Source organism: Rhodococcus sp. P4_C10 (assembly GCF_056402135.1).
The window spans coordinates 115545-132236 of record NZ_JBFUHZ010000011.1; the positions used below are offsets into that span (position 1 = coordinate 115545).

Annotated in this window: 17 protein-coding genes; 8 read left to right on the forward strand and 9 right to left on the reverse strand. The window is 66.2% G+C overall.

Annotation, left to right across the window (positions count from 1 at the left end):
- Window positions 1–1437: 1437 nt before the first annotated feature.
- The 3 genes from AC1DWC_RS10500 to AC1DWC_RS10510 form a co-directional block, all read right to left on the reverse strand.
- A complete protein-coding gene (locus tag AC1DWC_RS10500; RefSeq protein WP_477907779.1) occupies window positions 1438–1812 on the reverse strand; it encodes a hypothetical protein in 375 nt (124 codons plus the stop codon).
- 57 nt (window positions 1813–1869) lie between these two features.
- A complete protein-coding gene (locus AC1DWC_RS10505; RefSeq protein ID WP_477907781.1) occupies window positions 1870–2559 on the reverse strand; it encodes a helix-turn-helix domain-containing protein in 690 nt (229 codons plus the stop codon).
- A 422-nt stretch (window positions 2560–2981) separates the two neighbouring features.
- On the reverse strand, window positions 2982–3164 hold the full coding sequence (locus AC1DWC_RS10510) for a transposase family protein (RefSeq protein WP_477907896.1): 183 nt from the start codon (window positions 3162–3164) through the stop codon (window positions 2982–2984).
- 40 nt (window positions 3165–3204) lie between these two features.
- Here AC1DWC_RS10510 and AC1DWC_RS10515 point away from each other — a divergent pair, with 40 nt between their 5' ends.
- Window positions 3205–3720 carry a hypothetical protein gene (locus AC1DWC_RS10515; RefSeq protein WP_477907783.1) on the forward strand — a complete coding sequence of 172 codons (516 nt, stop codon included), beginning with the start codon at window positions 3205–3207 and terminating at the stop codon, window positions 3718–3720.
- Between the two features lie 409 nt (window positions 3721–4129).
- On the opposite strand, the gene AC1DWC_RS10520 is transcribed toward AC1DWC_RS10515, so the two are convergent.
- Window positions 4130–4294 carry a hypothetical protein gene (locus AC1DWC_RS10520; RefSeq protein WP_477907785.1) on the reverse strand — a complete coding sequence of 55 codons (165 nt, stop codon included), beginning with the start codon at window positions 4292–4294 and terminating at the stop codon, window positions 4130–4132.
- Between the two features lie 29 nt (window positions 4295–4323).
- Window positions 4324–4830, reverse strand: a complete 507-nt coding sequence (locus AC1DWC_RS10525) for a hypothetical protein (protein WP_477907787.1) — start codon at window positions 4828–4830, stop codon at window positions 4324–4326.
- A gap of 760 nt (window positions 4831–5590) precedes the next feature.
- On the opposite strand from AC1DWC_RS10525, the gene AC1DWC_RS10530 reads away from it, so the two are divergent.
- The 3 genes from AC1DWC_RS10530 (at window position 5591) to AC1DWC_RS10540 (ending at window position 7570) form a co-directional block, all read left to right on the forward strand.
- Window positions 5591–5989 carry a hypothetical protein gene (locus AC1DWC_RS10530; protein WP_477907789.1) on the forward strand — a complete coding sequence of 133 codons (399 nt, stop codon included), beginning with the start codon at window positions 5591–5593 and terminating at the stop codon, window positions 5987–5989.
- Window positions 5990–6139: 150 nt separating this feature from the next.
- Window positions 6140–7165, forward strand: a complete 1026-nt coding sequence (locus AC1DWC_RS10535) for an NYN domain-containing protein (RefSeq protein ID WP_477907791.1) — start codon at window positions 6140–6142, stop codon at window positions 7163–7165.
- Between the two features lie 72 nt (window positions 7166–7237).
- Entirely contained in the window at window positions 7238–7570 is a 333-nt protein-coding gene (locus AC1DWC_RS10540) for a hypothetical protein (protein ID WP_477907793.1), read from the forward strand.
- Window positions 7571–7870: 300 nt separating this feature from the next.
- Here the strand turns inward: AC1DWC_RS10540 and AC1DWC_RS10545 are convergent, their stop codons facing one another.
- Together AC1DWC_RS10545 and AC1DWC_RS10550 are read right to left on the reverse strand one after the other, a co-directional pair.
- Window positions 7871–8260, reverse strand: a complete 390-nt coding sequence (locus AC1DWC_RS10545; RefSeq protein WP_477907795.1) for a GntR family transcriptional regulator — start codon at window positions 8258–8260, stop codon at window positions 7871–7873.
- The gene (locus tag AC1DWC_RS10550) at window positions 8257–9195 is read right to left on the reverse strand and encodes a hypothetical protein (RefSeq protein ID WP_477907797.1); all 939 of its coding nucleotides are present in this window, start codon (window positions 9193–9195) and stop codon (window positions 8257–8259) included. The genes AC1DWC_RS10545 and AC1DWC_RS10550 overlap by 4 nt, the downstream gene beginning before the upstream one ends.
- Window positions 9196–10488: 1293 nt before the next feature.
- On the opposite strand from AC1DWC_RS10550, the gene AC1DWC_RS10555 reads away from it, so the two are divergent.
- Window positions 10489–11046 carry a hypothetical protein gene (locus AC1DWC_RS10555; protein ID WP_477907799.1) on the forward strand — a complete coding sequence of 186 codons (558 nt, stop codon included), beginning with the start codon at window positions 10489–10491 and terminating at the stop codon, window positions 11044–11046.
- A gap of 110 nt (window positions 11047–11156) precedes the next feature.
- Here AC1DWC_RS10555 and AC1DWC_RS10560 read toward each other — a convergent pair whose 3' ends face one another.
- Both AC1DWC_RS10560 and AC1DWC_RS10565 read right to left on the reverse strand, forming a co-directional pair.
- Window positions 11157–11816, reverse strand: coding sequence for a response regulator (locus AC1DWC_RS10560; RefSeq protein ID WP_477907801.1), 660 nt, complete (start codon window positions 11814–11816; stop codon window positions 11157–11159).
- Window positions 11817–12030: 214 nt separating this feature from the next.
- Window positions 12031–13167 (reverse strand): sensor histidine kinase, encoded by a 1137-nt coding sequence (locus AC1DWC_RS10565; protein WP_477907898.1) that lies wholly within the window; start codon window positions 13165–13167, stop codon window positions 12031–12033.
- Between the two features lie 611 nt (window positions 13168–13778).
- Here AC1DWC_RS10565 and AC1DWC_RS10570 point away from each other — a divergent pair.
- The 3 genes from AC1DWC_RS10570 (at window position 13779) to AC1DWC_RS10580 (ending at window position 16651) form a co-directional block, all read left to right on the forward strand.
- A complete protein-coding gene (locus AC1DWC_RS10570; RefSeq protein ID WP_477907803.1) occupies window positions 13779–14240 on the forward strand; it encodes a hypothetical protein in 462 nt (153 codons plus the stop codon).
- A 214-nt stretch (window positions 14241–14454) separates the two neighbouring features.
- Window positions 14455–15078: a DUF4352 domain-containing protein gene (locus AC1DWC_RS10575; protein WP_477907805.1), complete on the forward strand. Its 624-nt coding sequence runs from the start codon at window positions 14455–14457 to the stop codon at window positions 15076–15078.
- A 241-nt stretch (window positions 15079–15319) separates the two neighbouring features.
- The gene (locus AC1DWC_RS10580; protein ID WP_477907807.1) at window positions 15320–16651 is read left to right on the forward strand and encodes a hypothetical protein; all 1332 of its coding nucleotides are present in this window, start codon (window positions 15320–15322) and stop codon (window positions 16649–16651) included.
- The last annotated feature ends 41 nt before the right edge of the window (window positions 16652–16692 follow it).

Genomic DNA, 16692 nt, shown 5'->3' on the forward strand with positions numbered 1-16692 from the left:
AAACCACACCCGCCCTGGGCTGGGGAAACAGGAAAACGGGGCCGTATTTGCGACCCTCTGTTTTCGGGGTATCTCGCCTATTTGCGACCGGTCGCAATACGGGGATTCTGCCCTGTTTCCCCAGTACGCCACGGACGCAAACTCCCCTCGCTAACGCTCGGAGCCGCTTGCTGTGGCCAAACAGTGAAAGGGCATAAGGAGTCGTGACGCACTTCGGGTTTCGTTCGCTTCGCTCACTACACCCTTCGTTTGCCCGGCAGAGCCGGGACGACCTCCTCGGCTGGCGCCTCGTCGCCCTCGCTGCGCGAGGGTCCTTATCGCCTTCGGGCCACTGCGTCCGGTCGCTGCGCGACCTCCCTCGCACCCCTGCGGCGCCCCCTGCGGGGTGCCCTGTCCGCCGCGGCCTGGTGTCCGGTGCGGTGCTCGGCGCTGGCGCGCCTGCGCCCTCTCCGGGTCGGTTACTCGCTCGCTCGCAACCTCTGATGCCGCTGCGTCCTGCCGGCCTGTTTCGCGCCCCTGGCGCGCGTATCTGCGACGAGTTGGGCCGCGATCAGCCGGCCTCGCCCGTCTGCTTCGAGATGGGGGGCGGGCCTGTCGGCTGCCTGGTGCCCGCGCAGCTCGCTCGCTCGCTGCGTGGTCCCTTCCCTGCCCTGCCGCGAAGGATGTTCCGACACTGCTGTCGCAGCGGTCTGCCGGCCGCGCGGGCGCGGCGGCTGTGTCCGGGTAGGTCAGCTCCGGGTCGCGAAGAGGTTCGCTCCGCTCTGCTCTGCTCTGCTCTCCCCGGTGCCTGCCGGTGCCGGTGGGGGTGACCGTCCGTGTCCGGACTGCGCCTGGGATCGGCTGTCCGGACCGCGACCTCATTGAGTGACGTGGTGACGTCACGGCCCTGTTGAGGCCCCCGATTTGGCGGCCTGATGTGTCCGTTGTCGTCGCTTCGTCGGTCGGGGTGAGAACGGGCTACCCCGACGGAATCGGGGGCAGTGCCGAAGACGATGGCGGCTCTCGGTGAGCGCACCCGGAGGGTGCTGCGGGAGCGACGATGTCACCGCGTCGAGCGGTTCCCTCCCAGCGACCCCGAGAGCTGATGATGAACAACTGCATCAACTGCGAATGCCAGATCGTGTTCCGAGAATGGGACTTCCGTTGGATCCACTCCGGGACCTCCAACTTGAGGTCCGGCCACCTCTGCTGGCCTGGCGTCAGCGAAGACGTCGTCACCCCCGAGTCGGACCGGCGATCCCTGCCGGCGGCTCTCCCCGGTGGCGGGTCACTCGGGTGAGGGTCTGATCCACGCCATACCTCGCGGTTGCGATAGGAATGTCGTTCGCGTTACTCCGACACTATTTCTGGCCCTCGGTGAATATTGGATTGTCGCCATGATATCAGCGCGTTCGAAGGCTGGATGCAGAGCGAGTTGGAACGGCGCATCGGTCGTCGTCAATCCTTTTCGCCGCGAGGACGCCCGCCGGCCCAGTGCACTCCGAGCGGCCCGAGAGACCGGGCGAAGTCGTTGAGGTCGGTCACCACCTGCTCGGTGTCCGCGTGGTGCAGCCGACGATCGAGTTGGAAGTAGAACGAGTCTTCGGAATCGAGAGCACGCTGGTCGTAGTCACGCAGTCGAAGAAGATCTTCCATCGTGATCAAGGCAGCCACCGGCCGTCCATTCACGCCGATGACCATCGGTTCGGGCAGGCCATTGTCGAAGCGGTCGATCATCGGAAATACCAAGCCGGGAGCTCGATCCAGCGGGATGAGGTTGAAGGGTTTGTCGGCGTTTTCGCCGCCGTGGTCGTGATCGTTCGTGTCGGGCATGGTGGTCTGCCTCGGTGTTGGGGACCGGGCGATCCGGTTCCTCGAGAGCTCGGGCTATCAGACCGTCGCCAGCGAACTGACGACGGCGAAGACACGGTCGCTGTCTCGGATCATCTCCTGCGCGGGGGTGCGGCCAGCGAAGTTGTCGTTCGGTCGGCTCATCCACCTCGACAGACTTACGACACCGCCGGGGAACTCCCGTGCAAGGCGGCTCATCTGGGGGAGGACCGGTTCTTCGAGATCCGGGGTGAACTGCCATGCGGGCAGCTTCCACGTGCGCGCGTCCTTGATCCCGACCAGTCGGTGCTCGGCGATCATGTCGGAGACTGTCTGCGGTGAGACGCCGAGCAGCGCGGCAGCCTCCGGGCGGGTGAACGAACAGGCCAACTGCTCTTGTCTCTGTTCGATCTGGAGACGGAGGTTCTCCCGTTCCAGGGCCGTGGCTTCCTCGTAGGAGACCAGCGGACCCCAGCCGTCGTCAGTTATCCCTCGCGGATACGAAACCGCGACCTTCTCGCCGGCAGCGAGTGTGGTTTGCCGCTGCACGAGCAAGGCCACCGCCTGGGAGGCCTCGAGCATCGGCGCTCGCACCTTCTCGGAGAGCGCCCGGAGGGCGTCAGCGGTAGGTGCGTCCAGTACCGTCACCCGCCTGACGGCGGCCGCTACCTCGGTCAGTCGTCCGGAGTAGTAACGGACATCCTCCAGGTACTTCCGGAAGTCATCTCCGTCGACGAGGTCCTCCAGCAACTGCGCCATCTCGGCCGCCGGGCGCAGCTCCTGCGACGCTTCTGTCTCTGGCCCTCGTGTCATCTGAAGATCACCTTCCCGGCTCCCTACCCAGGGTACGCGGGATGTGCGGGATATGCGGGTTGCGCGCCCGCGGTTGACGGGACGCTGGGGCCCGTGACGAGTGTCGCTGAGTAGGTCAGGTTGGCGGGACAACAAGGGGTATGGCTGAGGAGAAGGTCAACGGAGCACCAGTCACGGACGGGCTCTCCGCCTGGCGGGATTGCGCTGGACAAGGCAATGACCGCATCGGGAAGGGAGGCAGTGTACGCGTCCTCCGGTGTCTTCGGTTCAGCTACTTCGCCGACGGATCCGACTTGACCGGTGGCCCTCTCATGCTGACCGGCCCTCTCAATCTCTTCTAGGCCTTCGTTCGCAGCCGCTCATTCTGCGACGGCGGAGAACGATCGAGCGCCGGTGGCGACGGCGCACAGTGCCACGGTGATCAGCGACGGCAACCGGTAGTGACGACCGCGCCGGGCACGCGGATCGGTCCACCTATCGGGACATACGCGGTGTGGTCGCGGAGCTTTTCGGTGTAACGGCAGCGGCGACGATCGCGGTATTCAGTACATGAATGGTTGGCGAGCACTGCTGGTCGTGTTGGTGGGTGCAGGACTCATCGGCTGCGCAACCGATGCCGGAGAGGATGGTCCGCCCTCGCCGGTGACGACGAGTTCGTCTGCGCCGACGAGTGCTCCCACGCAGGCGCCCGTAGCTGAGTCGCCATCGCCGACCGCGGCGCCCGAACCGGTCGAGATCACGGTGCAACAGCCCCTGAATCCGGTGGCGACAGAGCCGGCCCCCGTCATCACCGGTTGCCAGATGGGAATGGGACCGATCGAGACGTACTGGTCCGACGGGTCGGTCACCGGGTACACGGACTACTGCCAAGCGCAACACGACGCGGCACTGTCCGCTGAAGTGGAGGCCAATCGCAACGCGCCTTACCCCGAGCAGGAGCCCACCTACACGCCGCTTCCTCAGGTCGAACCGAAGGACGAGTACGACACGTCGTACCGTTGCACGAACCGGATCAACTACGCGGGTGATCCCCGGTCGAACGCCGAAATCAACTCCATCGGCGCCAACACCGGTAACTGCCCCGAACCGATCAACTGACTGTTCAAGCTTCGGAGTCGAGGACGGCGAGCAACTTCCTCGCTCAGGCGTGGCCGCCGCCGGTACGTGCGTAAGCCGGGCGTGTATGCCGACGACCGGAATCCGCAGTCGCACGGCCATTCAGAGAGGTCAGTTGCGGCGGCCGAGCCCGTCCGCCTGACCTCTGAGCGCGAGGACGGTCCTTCGCGGACTACCAGCGGGACGGCGGCGATCCAACGCGCGACTTTTCGCCCGGCGGGGGCCGGTCAAGGGGTTCGCTCCTGGATGAGTCACTGCTGGTCCTCAGCGGCCGAACATGCTGCCGCGCGACCGTGTCACTCGAGCAATTGTCAGACATACCCGAGACGACGGGGCTAAGGCAGAGCCTGCGGCACGGTGCCCACGCCGAGCCGGTGGTGCCCGAATGACATCACAGGTCTGACCCGACCCGCGGTCTGCAGGGGATACTCGGCAGCGTCGGCTTCAGTACGACATCGGGGCGCTTGGCGGCACCGTTCGTGCCAGTGCTGGCGACGTACGGTCCGGAAGGTTCGCCGAACTGAACGCCGTCGATGTCGTACTTGAAGTCGCTCACTTGAGCTCCATCCATCCGAATCGCCGCACCTACGCCGGCGGCGAGGCGCTGTCCGACGGTGCTCCGACGTGCGACTGGTCACCCTGCGGCGCCCAGTCCAGGTGCTCGGCGATATCGCCGACCAGGAGCACCGCGGCCAGGGCATCGAACGGGTCGCCGGGAATCCAGTAGCCGTAGGCCTCCTCGTAGCCGAACGCTGCCGAGTTCTGCACCCGTGACCACCATCGGGTGGTTCCGTCGTCGTGGAAATGCGGGTAGTCGCGGCGGACCGCTTCGGTCTCCTCGACGGACGCAGTGTCGGGCAGGATTTTGAAACTGCGTAGCAGCAGCGGTCCTCGGAAGATCATGACTGCGCCGGCACGCTGACCGGGCGGCCACATGGTGTACTCCAGCGCCTTGAACAGGTCGTCGGTGCAGAAGATCGCCGTGTCGGTGGGGTCCGCGTCGACACCTCGGTTGACGATCGCGGGATACCGGTCGATGGACACGCCGCGGAACAGCGGCCAGTAGCCCGCCGACGCTAAGACCGATGTCAACTCCGAGACCGGCGAATCGAACTCAGACGGCAGGTCGTCAGGTGCGAATCGCCACGTCGGAACTCGTTCGCCCGGAATCTCGATGCATGCCATGGGGTCGAGGTAGCGCGCTGAATCGCACTGGGCGGGTCATGACCTCGTCCAAGTAGCCGTCCCGCTGGGCAATCTACCCACCATCGACCGACGAAAAACGAGCTGAGGTGGCCTTTTGCCGGAGACGCTGCGGGAACTGAAATTCTCGTCGGTAATCGCACAGAAAACAGGAGTGACGAGGGGGCGGAGTGGGAAAAGCGGGTTTTGGGCGCGAATCGGGTGTCGAGATGCAACGAAGATGAGCGGGCGTCGCGGCCTTGTTGAGCACGGTCGACGACACGGACATATAGGCCGTGACCTGTACTGATGTGTGCGACCGGACGCGCACCGAACCCGACGTCTTGCTCGATTTGCTGCTAGATTCCGGCCCTGGAGCCCGGCGACGGGAAGCTCGCCAAGGGGGTGCGCGGTGCGCAACCACGCGCGCAAGGCCCCCTGGTTGACGAAGAGCCGGGATCGGAGTGCGCGAAGAAGTTCCGACTGGACCTTGGCGCCGTCATCGATGTGCCGCGGAAGCGCGGCTTGGCCAGGGGTAGCACGCCAAGGACGGCCCCGACCAGGTGATTCATGGTCGGGGCCACCCGTATCGGACGTAGACTGAGAGCTTCTTCGGCCAGCGCCGGTGTTCGGGGGTTGGGGCAGGCCGCCAGGGCTGGGAGGTCTGTCGATGAGGCAACGTCACCGTCTACGCCGAGCATCGATCGTCGCCGGAGCCGGCGCTGCACTGCTTCTCGCGGCACACCCTGCCGCCGCCGCACCGACCGACACTGTCTTCCCCATTCCTGTCGCCGCTCTCGGCCTCGGTGCGAACGGACTCCCGGGCGCGGGCTCCTTCTACCTGACCGCCACCACCGATACTGACACTCCGGGAGTGACCCGCTTCGGGCCGGACATCGATGTCTTCGTCCACTGGCGAAACATCTCCACCGGTGCAGCTGGTGTCGCATACCTCAGTGACGGCACACCGGTCGAGACCGGTTCCGGGACGGTGGTCGCCCTGGCCACGCTGCCTGGATACGGGCTACTCGCGAGCACGCCCGGCGCCGGTGTCTGGACGGTTCCCTGACTGACTCGGCAGCCGCACCCGGACCGTGGCTGGAGGTGCTACGTCACGCGCTCGCCGTGACCATCGCGGCCCGCTCTATGCAATCACCGCGGACACGACCTTCGGTATTGGCCAAGCCGGAACCACCTGTCGCGCATGCCATAGTGACCCATGCGATCGACCTGCTCCCTCTACATCGACACCGGATACCTGCTCGCCTCCGCCGCGACCCGGGCCACCGGCACCTCCCTGCGCAGCGGAATCCACGTCGACTACGCCAAGCTGATCCGTTCGCTGGTCGAGACCGCGGAGGCCCGGTCGGGCCTGCCGGTGTTGCGGGTCCACTGGTACGACTCGGCCCACAACGGTGTCCCGGATTGCCAACAGGAGCGCATCGGCGAGCTGTCCAAGGTGAAGCTTCGGCTCGGGCGGTTCGGCGCTGGCGGCGAACAGAAGGGCGTCGATCTGCGCATCGGCCTCGACCTGGTGACCCACGCCCGCAACAACGCGTCCGACGTGTTCTTTCTCGTGTCCGGCGATGACGATCTCACCGAGGCCGTCGAAGAAGCCCAGGTGCACGGTATTCAGGTGGTGTTGTTGGCGGTTCCCACAGTGGAGGGCAAGCCTCACGGTATGAGCCGGCACCTGGTCCGGGCCGCCGACGAGCTCGACAGCATCGACAGCGCCGCAATCGATGCCGCGGTGATGAAGGTCGATCGCCAACCAGCGCCTGTGCTCGCACCGAGCGCACCGAAGCCCGTACCCGTGCCCGTGCCGAGCACGCCGAAGCCGGCACCTGCCCGGCCCGCGGCCGCCACAGCACCGCCAGCCGTCCGCAAACCCCTCGACCTCGCAGCGGCAGCACCACGTCCAGCGGCTGCAACCCCGCAGCCGACGAGCGTGCTCGCCTACAGCGTCTCGACCGGATCTCCCGCGCACGGGCTCCCCGGGTACATCGACGACACAGAGCGGGGCCAGCTCATCGACGAGGTCGTCCAGCGCGTTCTCAACTCGTTCCACGAAAGTGCCACCCCCGAGGACAGACTGGGACTGCAGCGGGCGCGACCCTCGGTCCCTCGGGACATCGACCGGGCACTGCTGCAAGACGCGTCCGACGTGATGCAGAGATACGACCTCGACGAGGACACCCGGTTCCGGCTGCGGGCGCGCTTCTGGGAGAAGTACGACGAGAGCTGACCCGTCGCCGCCGGCACCACCGGAACACGGCAGGGCGCACATGCAGGTTTTTTGTGACGCTAGGGTTGGCGCATGGGTGGGGTTCTCTATGAAGACGGTACGGTCCGGCTCGATGAGAGAGGCGTGGCGATTCGACATTTCTACTTCCCGTTCGTGAGCAGATTCCTGCCTTACGAGAAGATCGAATCCATGCACCTCGCAGCACTCCCCGACATTGGTGGACGCTGGAGAATTTGGGGCACAACCGACTTCAGCTACTGGTACAGCTTCGACGTTCGACGACCAGCGAAGACGATGGGCATCGTGTTGGAGAACTGGGGCTGGGGGACGACGCCGGTGTTCACCCCCAAGGACCCTGACAAGGTCGCATCGATCATTTCAGCCCGGCTTTCCAGGACGCGGTAGCGGCTCGCAGATGTCGACGAGGTGGTTGGGCATGCGGCTCTACCTCGACGGAGGCAGACTGACGTCAAAGTAGGTATGAATCGATGAGCTAGCGCTCGAGATACACCGACACGACAGCGTCCTGGTCATATATGTTGGTGTGGCCAGCCGGGTGTCTGGTCGGGCGACGGCCCGCGGGAAGCAGACACCCGGCCACCATCTACCAGCTAGCCTCGATCGCCAACCTCGGCTGGGCCCTATAGCTGCCCTACCTTGCCTACCTTGGGTAGGTCCGGCATCACGCTTCGTCGCCGGAGCCGCTCATTCATCGTTCAGTTGGGGAATCGAAGCTGCGTCCAATTCGGCTCGGAGTGCGGTGAGCACGTCCTCGGGTGGAAGGTGTTCGCGGATTGTCAGATCGGCGAGCTCGCGGATTCTGACGACGACGGATCGGGGCAGTGGAGATGCTGCCGTCGCAACGCGTGTGCCCGCACCGGTGCGGCTGGTGACCAGTCCGTCACGTTCGAGTTGCTTGTAGGCGCGGGCGGCGGTGCCGGGGGCGATTCCGAGGTCGAGGGCCGTCTGTCGTACCGAGGGGAGTCGCTCTCCCGCCCCGAGACGCCCGGACGCAATTAATCCGCGGAAGTGATCGTAGATCGACGCTGAATCGGTCGGGTTGTCCGGAATCTGAACGTCCTTGCCGGGCATCATGCGACCACTGCATCTTCCTGCAATCCTGCCGCCGGCGTGGTGCTCGCATGCCGGCGGCGTAGGCCGTCGACGGTGATGCGGACAAGGGCCGCGACAGCCACAACCTGCATTCCCCACCCCAGCCAGAAGATCGTCGGGGCGAACGACGAGTATCCCGCGCTCCACACGAACATGCCGACTCCGGGGATTCCGAATCCGCTGCTCCCCATGCCGGATCCGCCGATGAAGGACAGGGCCCCACCGAGGCTGAGCAGCAATGCTCCGAACGAAAGTCGGAGTAGCGCGGCCGCGGAGACTCGTCGCTTGGCTGTTTCCAGCGCGACAGCGCTGGGATGCCGGAACGGGCGGCGGGCATCGACGGACAGTGCGGTCCAACCCAATCCGACAAGGACGGCGGTCGCAACAAGCACGGGAAGCCCGTACGTCCAACCATAGAAGCTGGTGGAACCTCCGCCCTCGATGTCGAGTCGGCTGTACCAGGCGCCGTCTACCGAGCTCGAGGCGAACCCCGCCAGGACCGATACGACGATCAGCGCCACGATGGTGGCGGTGACAGCGCCGACCTCTCGGCGATTCGCGAAAGTTGCCCATGTGCGTCGGGTCGTCGGAGCGACGGGCGCCTCAACGCGCGTGGGTGTGCGCGTGACAATGACCAGCAGAACGGCGGCGCCGACAGCAGCTCCCGCAATCGGAGCCGCATAGTGCCACCATGTGACAGCCGGTGGTGCAACGAGGTACATCTCTGACACGGACCCGGCGATCCACCCGACAAGCGCGAGAAGCGCTCCCAGGGCCGCGGCCCGTCCGACAAGGCCGTCCGCGGCGGTCGGCGGGTGTGGCAGGGGCTGCGCGTTGCCCGAGCCCGCCCTGCGTCGAATCAGTGCGACGGCGACGACGAGCAGCACCCCGAAGACGATTTCCGTGCCGGGGCTCATCGCGATTGTCGTTGGGGTGGGAAAGTTCGTTGGCATGCAAGCCTCCCTCTCGAAGCATATTTGTATCAACAGGCTAGTACGGTTTGTACCCGCCTGATGGCACAAACTCGAGTGTCGATACTGCCGATCGCAGCAGCGCGCTGGCCACTGCTGCGATCGGCCTCGGGACCGCCGGCGCCGGGACGGCCGGAACGCCTTGCGAAAGGGTGCAGGACGCCGGGCCGGTCCGCCTACGTCGGTGTTACGGAATCGGCAGGAACCAGAAGGTGTCGCCGATGCCGGGGCGTCACCAGGGCGTCAGGTAAAGCCACCATGCGATGGCATTCAAAATGACTACGCCAACGGGCCCAAAAAATCCGTTGTCCATTTCGTTCACCTTCTCAGTGGTAGCAGTAGCCGCCTAGCTCACACGGGAGGTTGCGCATGAGCCAGATTCGAGCCGGTTCAGGCAGGAACCACAGCGTCCACCAGAGGTCTGTGAAGTCCATTCGATTCGCCTGTCCTTCGATCAGGGGCAGTGGCCCCATCCCCACCATTCACACGGGGTCACTGCCATCAGCGCGCGGACCAGTTCGGGGGCAAGTCCATTGTCCACCACCACAGTTGGAACATGTCTCAACGCCTTTCGCGGTTAGGGGCAGTGTCCACCGAGGTCGCAGCCGATGATCGACCACAGCATGATCCGCCATTCCATCGGGAACGGCAGTCCCAGTCGCTGCCGGTGATGACGTCGTTGCAGCCGGGGCACCGATTCTGTTTCAGTTGACCGGCACTCCGAGTAGGGAGAGCACGTACATGAGCGGTGCCCATGGCCCCCAAAAAGCCCAAGCTGTTGCACCCATATCAACTCACCTCCTCTCAGGGGCAGTGTCCGCCGAGGTCACACGGGATGATGGACCACAGCGTGATCTTCCAGGCCTCCGGGATGGGCAGCTGCCACATCCATGTGGAGTGCATCTGCTCAATCGTCTCCGGTGTCCACATCAAACATCCACCTCCGGGCCTCCCCGACCGTCTGACCAGGTTAGACCCCCGGCGTAGCGCAGCGGGAGGTTCAGTGCCGGCCACTCCAGGTCGATGGCGTTGACGTCGAACACCCGCGAATACGGGGCCTGAGGCCTTCGGGCCAGGCCGGGCCCGCTGTCCGCGGSCCACGACGCCGCCACCCGGCGATGCGCCGGCAGGACCTGCACGGCCGCGATCCACCCAAACCCGCTGTGCCGCACGACCAACCGGCGCTCCACACGATGGGACAGGTCAACACAGCAACCGCCATCGACGTGAGGAGTACACATGGGATCTATCGGCTACGCACGCCCGGCCAACACGACGCCCCAGCAGGAGGCGCTCAACTACCTACAACGCAACCTGCACCCGGACCACACGGTCGTGGCGCACTCGGTGCAGCCGATCCCGTACGGCGAGTGGTCGCATGTGCTGTACGCCGCCGTCGACGCCGGCGCCGGCGCCGGATCCGTCACCGCGCACCTCCTGCTGTTCGCCACCTCCGGCGGCAACATCTACATCAAGTGGCTGCACGAGGACTCCGGGCCGTCGCACTGGCGGGCGGTGCCGAAGATGCTGCTCGCCGCGCTGACACCGACCGCGAACCAGTACGCGCTCACGTGGCGGGCCAACGCCGCGCGCTGGACTGAGCGCCGTGCTGCGGCGCGCCGCGCGGTCGGTTCCCAGGTGCAGCTTGCCGAGCCGATCAAGTACGGCCCGCCGGTGGGCGAGATCAGCGCGGTCCATCTCGAGTCGCTGACCGTGTTCCGGCCCAGCGGGGGGACCGGACCGCGCCTGACGGCCCCGTCCGACTGGTTCGACTCCGAGTTCACCGTCGGCGCCTAAGGCCCCCTGCACGATGGCCCCGTCACAGTCGCCGACGGGGCCATCACTATGTCTCGCGCGGCGCAGGACTCTGTCCGCCACCGCCAGACCAACGGCCAGGGAGCCGTACCTCAGGCAACGAGGCCTGCCCGGAACGCAGCAAGTGCCGCTTCGACACGATTGCGGGTGCCGAGCTTGGTGAAGACCGAGGAGATGTGGGTCTTGACGGTCGTCTCACTGAGGAACAGGGCCGCGGCGATGTCGGCATTCGATGCGCCGGTCGCCAGGGCCTGCAGTACGTCGCGTTCACGTTCGCTGAGCGCCCCCAGAGCTGGCGTCGCGGCAGCCGGAACTGACGGCGGTAGTGCGCCGGCGACGATGCGCCGCAGCGAGTCCTGGCTGAACAGGGTGTTTCCGGCGGCCACCGCGCGCACCGACTGGTGGAAGGTTTCGGGGGCTTCGTCCTTCGAGAGGAAGCTGTGGGCTCCGGCGGTCACTGCCTGGATGACGAGGTCATCGACGTCCATCGCGGTCATCGCGATCACACGCGGCGGGTCGGGGAGGGTCATGAGGTGCAGGGTCGCTTCGAGGCCGCCGATGCGTCGCATCTTCAAGTCCATCAGCACCACTCGGGGCCGGTGGGCTGCGACGGCGGCAGGGACCTGGTCACCGTCATCGACGCCTTCAACGACGGTGATGTCCTCGGCGGCGGCGAAGATGTCGGCCACGCCGCGGCGCACGAAGGGGTCGTCGTCGACGATGAGCACGGTGATGACATCGGCAGCAGTCATGGTGCCGTCAGGGTATTCCCCGGCGGGGACAGCCCGATCAGGGGACTGGACGATATGGCGGTCACCCCGACTTCACGGGGCAAGCGATCTCTCCAAAGATCACGAACCCTACCCAACCGTGCGGGTCCGCCCCAGGAGCTCAATGTCGTTCATTTGAATGAACTTAACCCGAATATCAACGCAGAATCCGCCCCGTCCACGCAGCTCCAGGGTTTCAGGCGTACCAGGGGAGCCAGCAGTCGACCACGAACTCGGTGCCGAGGACACCGGCGTTGAGGGTGCCGCCGACGTCGCAGGCCTGTTCGGCGAGCCCGCGCAGGCCCGCTCCGGATCCGGGCGGAACGGTCGGGGGCTGTGCGCTCAGGGTGTTGCGGATGTCGATGCGGATACCGACGTCGGAGGCACCGCTGATCGTGATTCGGACGGTCTGGTCACTCGCGTACTTCTGAGCGTTGGTGAGCGATTCCTGCACCACCCGGTAGGTGACGTGGCCGGACACCGTCCCGACGTCGCCGGGCCGCAGGTCCGTGAACAGGGTTGCGTGCAGGCCTGCGGCGCGCGCGGACTGCACGAGCTCAGCGACGCTGTCGATGCCCTGATGGCCGCTCGGCCGGGCGCCGGCCGCCGCGGATCCACGGAGCACTCCGACAATGTGCTTGAGATCGTCAAGTGCATCGTGCGCAGTGGAACGGATCATTGAGGCGGTGTTGGCGACCTTCTCCGGGTTGTCGGCGCCGTTGACCTGGAGTGCGCCGGCGAACAGCGAGATTCGGCTCAGGCTTGCGGCGAGGGTGTCGTGCATGTCCCGGGCGATGCGGGTGCGTTCCTCGGTCCGGATCACTTCGTCGCGCATCACGGAGGTCTGCTCGGTCGCAACGTCGCGGCTGTGCTCGGCTTCGGCCAACTCGGACCGGGTGTGTTTGAGCATCGCCCCGCCGACCACGAGCGCAACCAGTAAGGCGGCGACGAACCACGGAATCCACGGTGCGATATCCCATTCCGGCTTCGGCGCACCCGCCTCCGGCCGGGTGGCGCCCATCGTCAGAACCGAGTTGTCGCGGGTGCGGTGGGCGTCGTAGGTCAGCGACGCGGCACACGCCAGGAACACCGCGATCGCCGCGGCGGCCAGTCGCTCGCCCCGCTCGGTCTTCGCGATCGCGTAGAGCACGATCAGCGCGGCCGTGGCGTCGGTCGAAAAGAACAGCGGCCCAGCCAATGTCAGGGCGAGGACCAACCAGGGGCGCTCATGGCGCCACACCAGTGCGACGGCGGCGCCGAGGTTCAGCAGGAACCCGACGGCGATGTTCCAGCCGTGGACGTTGTCCGAGTCGGTGGACAGCCCAAGGGCCATCAGGGTGCAGAAGACGCTCAGTGTCACTGCGCCCGTCGTCCAGGCGCGGCGACGGATGATCTCGATGTTCGCAGTCACCGCATGGAGGCTACGCAATCACCACATCGGTCTGGCAGGACCCGAAAGGTCGAGATCCGCGCCTAGGTCCGACCGAAAGTAGGACCCACTCCGCCCGATTGGATGAAGCGCCGCACCGTCCGCATCGAGTGAGCTATCAACACCGCCACAGCCGCCAGAAAGGAGCCCACTTGCTGACCACCAATGCAGTGCAGAACCTCACACTTCTCACAGACTGTCTGTGAAGTAGCGAACGGGACGCTAGGTTCCCCGACGGGGGAACACGCACCGCTCGGACATCGTGGGTGCACTGAACTGGGGGAACGCGATCGAGACGCCGCTTCACGCTGCCACATCCGGCCACGTTGCCTGCGTGATGTCCGCCGCCGCGCGGTCCCCGAAGCGCACCTCGATCGTGCACCGCTCACCCCTCGCAGTGAACTGACCGCGCTAAGTCATTCAAACAGTCGACAACCACATCCTTGGCCTGCAGTTTCATGCCAGCTACAGCCCAGCGCCCAAACGGCGCAACCAAACCCAGTAGGAGAAGATCCATGAACAAGCATGCCGCCACGATCGCAGGCGCTGTCGCCGCCGGCCTCGTCCTCGCGGGCGCAGGCACCGCCAGCGCGGCACAGACCGTCGCCCCCGGCGAGGGCACCTACCTCGTCGGTGCCGAGCTCGCACCCGGGCAGTACACCGCATCCGGCCAGGTCGACGACTACATGGGCTGCTACTGGAAGCGCCTGTCCGGCACCACCGGCGAGATCGACGACATCATCGCCTCCGACTACACCCACTCCGAGAAGGTCATCGTCACCGTCCTGCCCTCGGATTACGCCTTCGAGTCCGAGTACTGCGGCACCTGGACCCGCGTCGGCGACGTTCCGGTCGCCCCGGGCCCCGACCTCACCGGCGCCGCAATCGGATCCGCGGTCGTCGGCAGCGCGGTGGTCGGTAGCGCCGTGCTGCCCCTCGCGGCCCCGCTGCTGATGTCCGGATCCGCTGGTCTCTGACCGTTCCTTCCAGCATCAGCGGCGGTAACGAAGCCGTCCCGTCCCCCGACACGACGGGAAACGGTGCTTCGCCATCGCCCCGCCGCTTCACAAAACAACCACCGGCGGCGAACCGGCCTCAATTTGAAGTTGCAGCACGCTTACGCGACGCGACCGCAATCGGGCGCCAGCCGACCACCAGACCAGCAAAGAGCTATCCCCAGGAGGAAGCGACATGACCGACCCGAATCAGCCCTATCCCGGGCAGCCGTACCCGCAGCAGCCGCCGGCGAAGAAGAAGCGCAAGGTCTGGCCGTGGATCGTCATCGGCATCCCCGTGCTGCTCTTCGGTGGCTGCACGGTGGCCATGGTCTCCGCAGTCGGCGGTGACGAGAGCGCCACCGTCAGTTCGGGATCGAGCAACGGCGGCGGCGCTCCCGCGGCGAACAGCGGGCCGGACTTCCCCGGCAAGCTCGCCAAGGACACCTCCGCGATGGCCGGCGACACGATCACCCGGGACAACCTCGCGTACACCGTGACGCCCCTCGAACAGGGCAGCAGCTCCATCGGCGACTACGTGTGCAGCGACGTCACCATCAAGAACGTCGGCGACAGACAGAACGACTTCAACGGCTACTTCGACTGGGACCTGCAGGACGCCAACGGCGCGATCCGCAACGCCACCTACGCCCCGAACCACGAAATGCTCCAATCCGGGCAGCTCGCACCGGGCGGCGAGGCAATGGGCAGCATCTGCTTCGACGCCCGCCAGGGTGCAGCTCCCGGCACATACATCGTGCTGTTCAAGGACACGTTCTCCCTGTCCTCCGACCGGATCGCCTGGGTCAACACGCTCTGATCCCGATCGACGGCCCCTGGCGCCCTGTCCAACATCGGCACCAGGGGCCTCACCAACGATTGCAGCCTCCGACAAGCAGGCGCCGCCTGACCGTTCCATGGAATCGACACCAACCCCTCGACCCGGGCTTGGCCAATCCCGCAGGTGAAGTGAGGACGAAATGACCCAGCCGCCGCAGTGGCAGCCGCCATCGACACCGCCACAGTGGCAACCGGGAACCCCACCGCGACTGACACCGCCGGTGACCGGTCTGTGGATCGCGCTGCGAATCGTCGGTACCGCGATCGGTGCCCTCTTCCTGCTTCTCGCGGTCAGCTTCCTGCTTACCGAAGTGTTGTTCCTCCCCGCGGCGCTGATGGTTGCTATCGCGTGGCCACTGCTCTACTTCTGCCTCGCTGTGCCGATCCTCAAGCGACACAACGGGGCAGCAGCGGCCACTGGGTCCCAGGCAGGCAACCGAACCGGCACCACGTTCCTGAATCTTGTGATCGGAGTCGCCGCGCCCTTCGCCTTCCTGGTTCTGGTCGGCCTGGTCGACGTCGCGGTCCACTACGACGAGCTTGAGGCCTACGAATCTGAATCCGTCACCTCCGTGCAGGCGACGCCAGCCTTACCGCCACCGCCTGCAGTCGCCGACAACAACGCCGACCCAGCCTCACCGACCTTCTCTGAATCGATGGTCCGGGCGCACGGTACGTCGAAAGACCACAAGGGCGGCCAGTCGAACGTGCGGTTCGTCGCCGGTACCGACGACGCAGAACAGGTCAAAGCCCTCCAGAGGCAGTGCGTGCAGCACTACCTCGAGCAGACCGAGGCCGCCCACTGTTACGGATACGCCAACGACGCCGACTACGCGCTGACCACCATCGAATGGGACACCGAGTTCGACGAGAGCGCCTACGGCGGTGGGCGTCCCTGCTGGATTGTGTACGGCGGACAGCCCCTCGCCGGGCCGCCGGCCACCGAAACCAGCAAGGAGCCTTCCGAGTACACGCGCACCGGATGCCCCGGAGCCGTGCGTTTCCCCGGCCAGCCGGTCCCCGCACCGGCGGCCATCCCAGCCGCCCCGGACGGGCCGCCCGCTCCGGCTGTTCCGGCGCATAATCCCTGCGCGTTGCTCGAGCCCGCAGCCCTGGCAGCCGGCGGCTTCGAGGAGCGCACCGCCGCCGCCGCCGGCGGCGCGCCGGATGAGTTCGCGCGCGGCGACACCCGAGCCACCTACGCATGCGGCAACGCCGACAGCGGGGTGGTCATCGAGATCGACCTCCTCACCACCCCAGAGGCGGCACGCGCCCAGGCCGAGGATGCCACCAGCACCCAACAGACCTTCCTGCTCACCACCGGCACCCGGATCCCCTTCGACGCCACCCGCGGCGGCGCGAAGATCATCAACACCGAGCTCGGCATCTCGCGCATCAGCTGGTCGAACGGCCCCTACTCGGTCCAGCTCGACGTCATGACGGACCCAGTAGTCAGTGGCCTGACCCCGAAGCACCCCTTCGAGCGCATCGACGCCATGGTGGACGCGACTGTCGAGCACGCCGACCAACTCCTGAGTGGCGGCAGCTGGTAGACGCGAACCGGACAACACAGTCATCGGGGTGACCAGCGCGC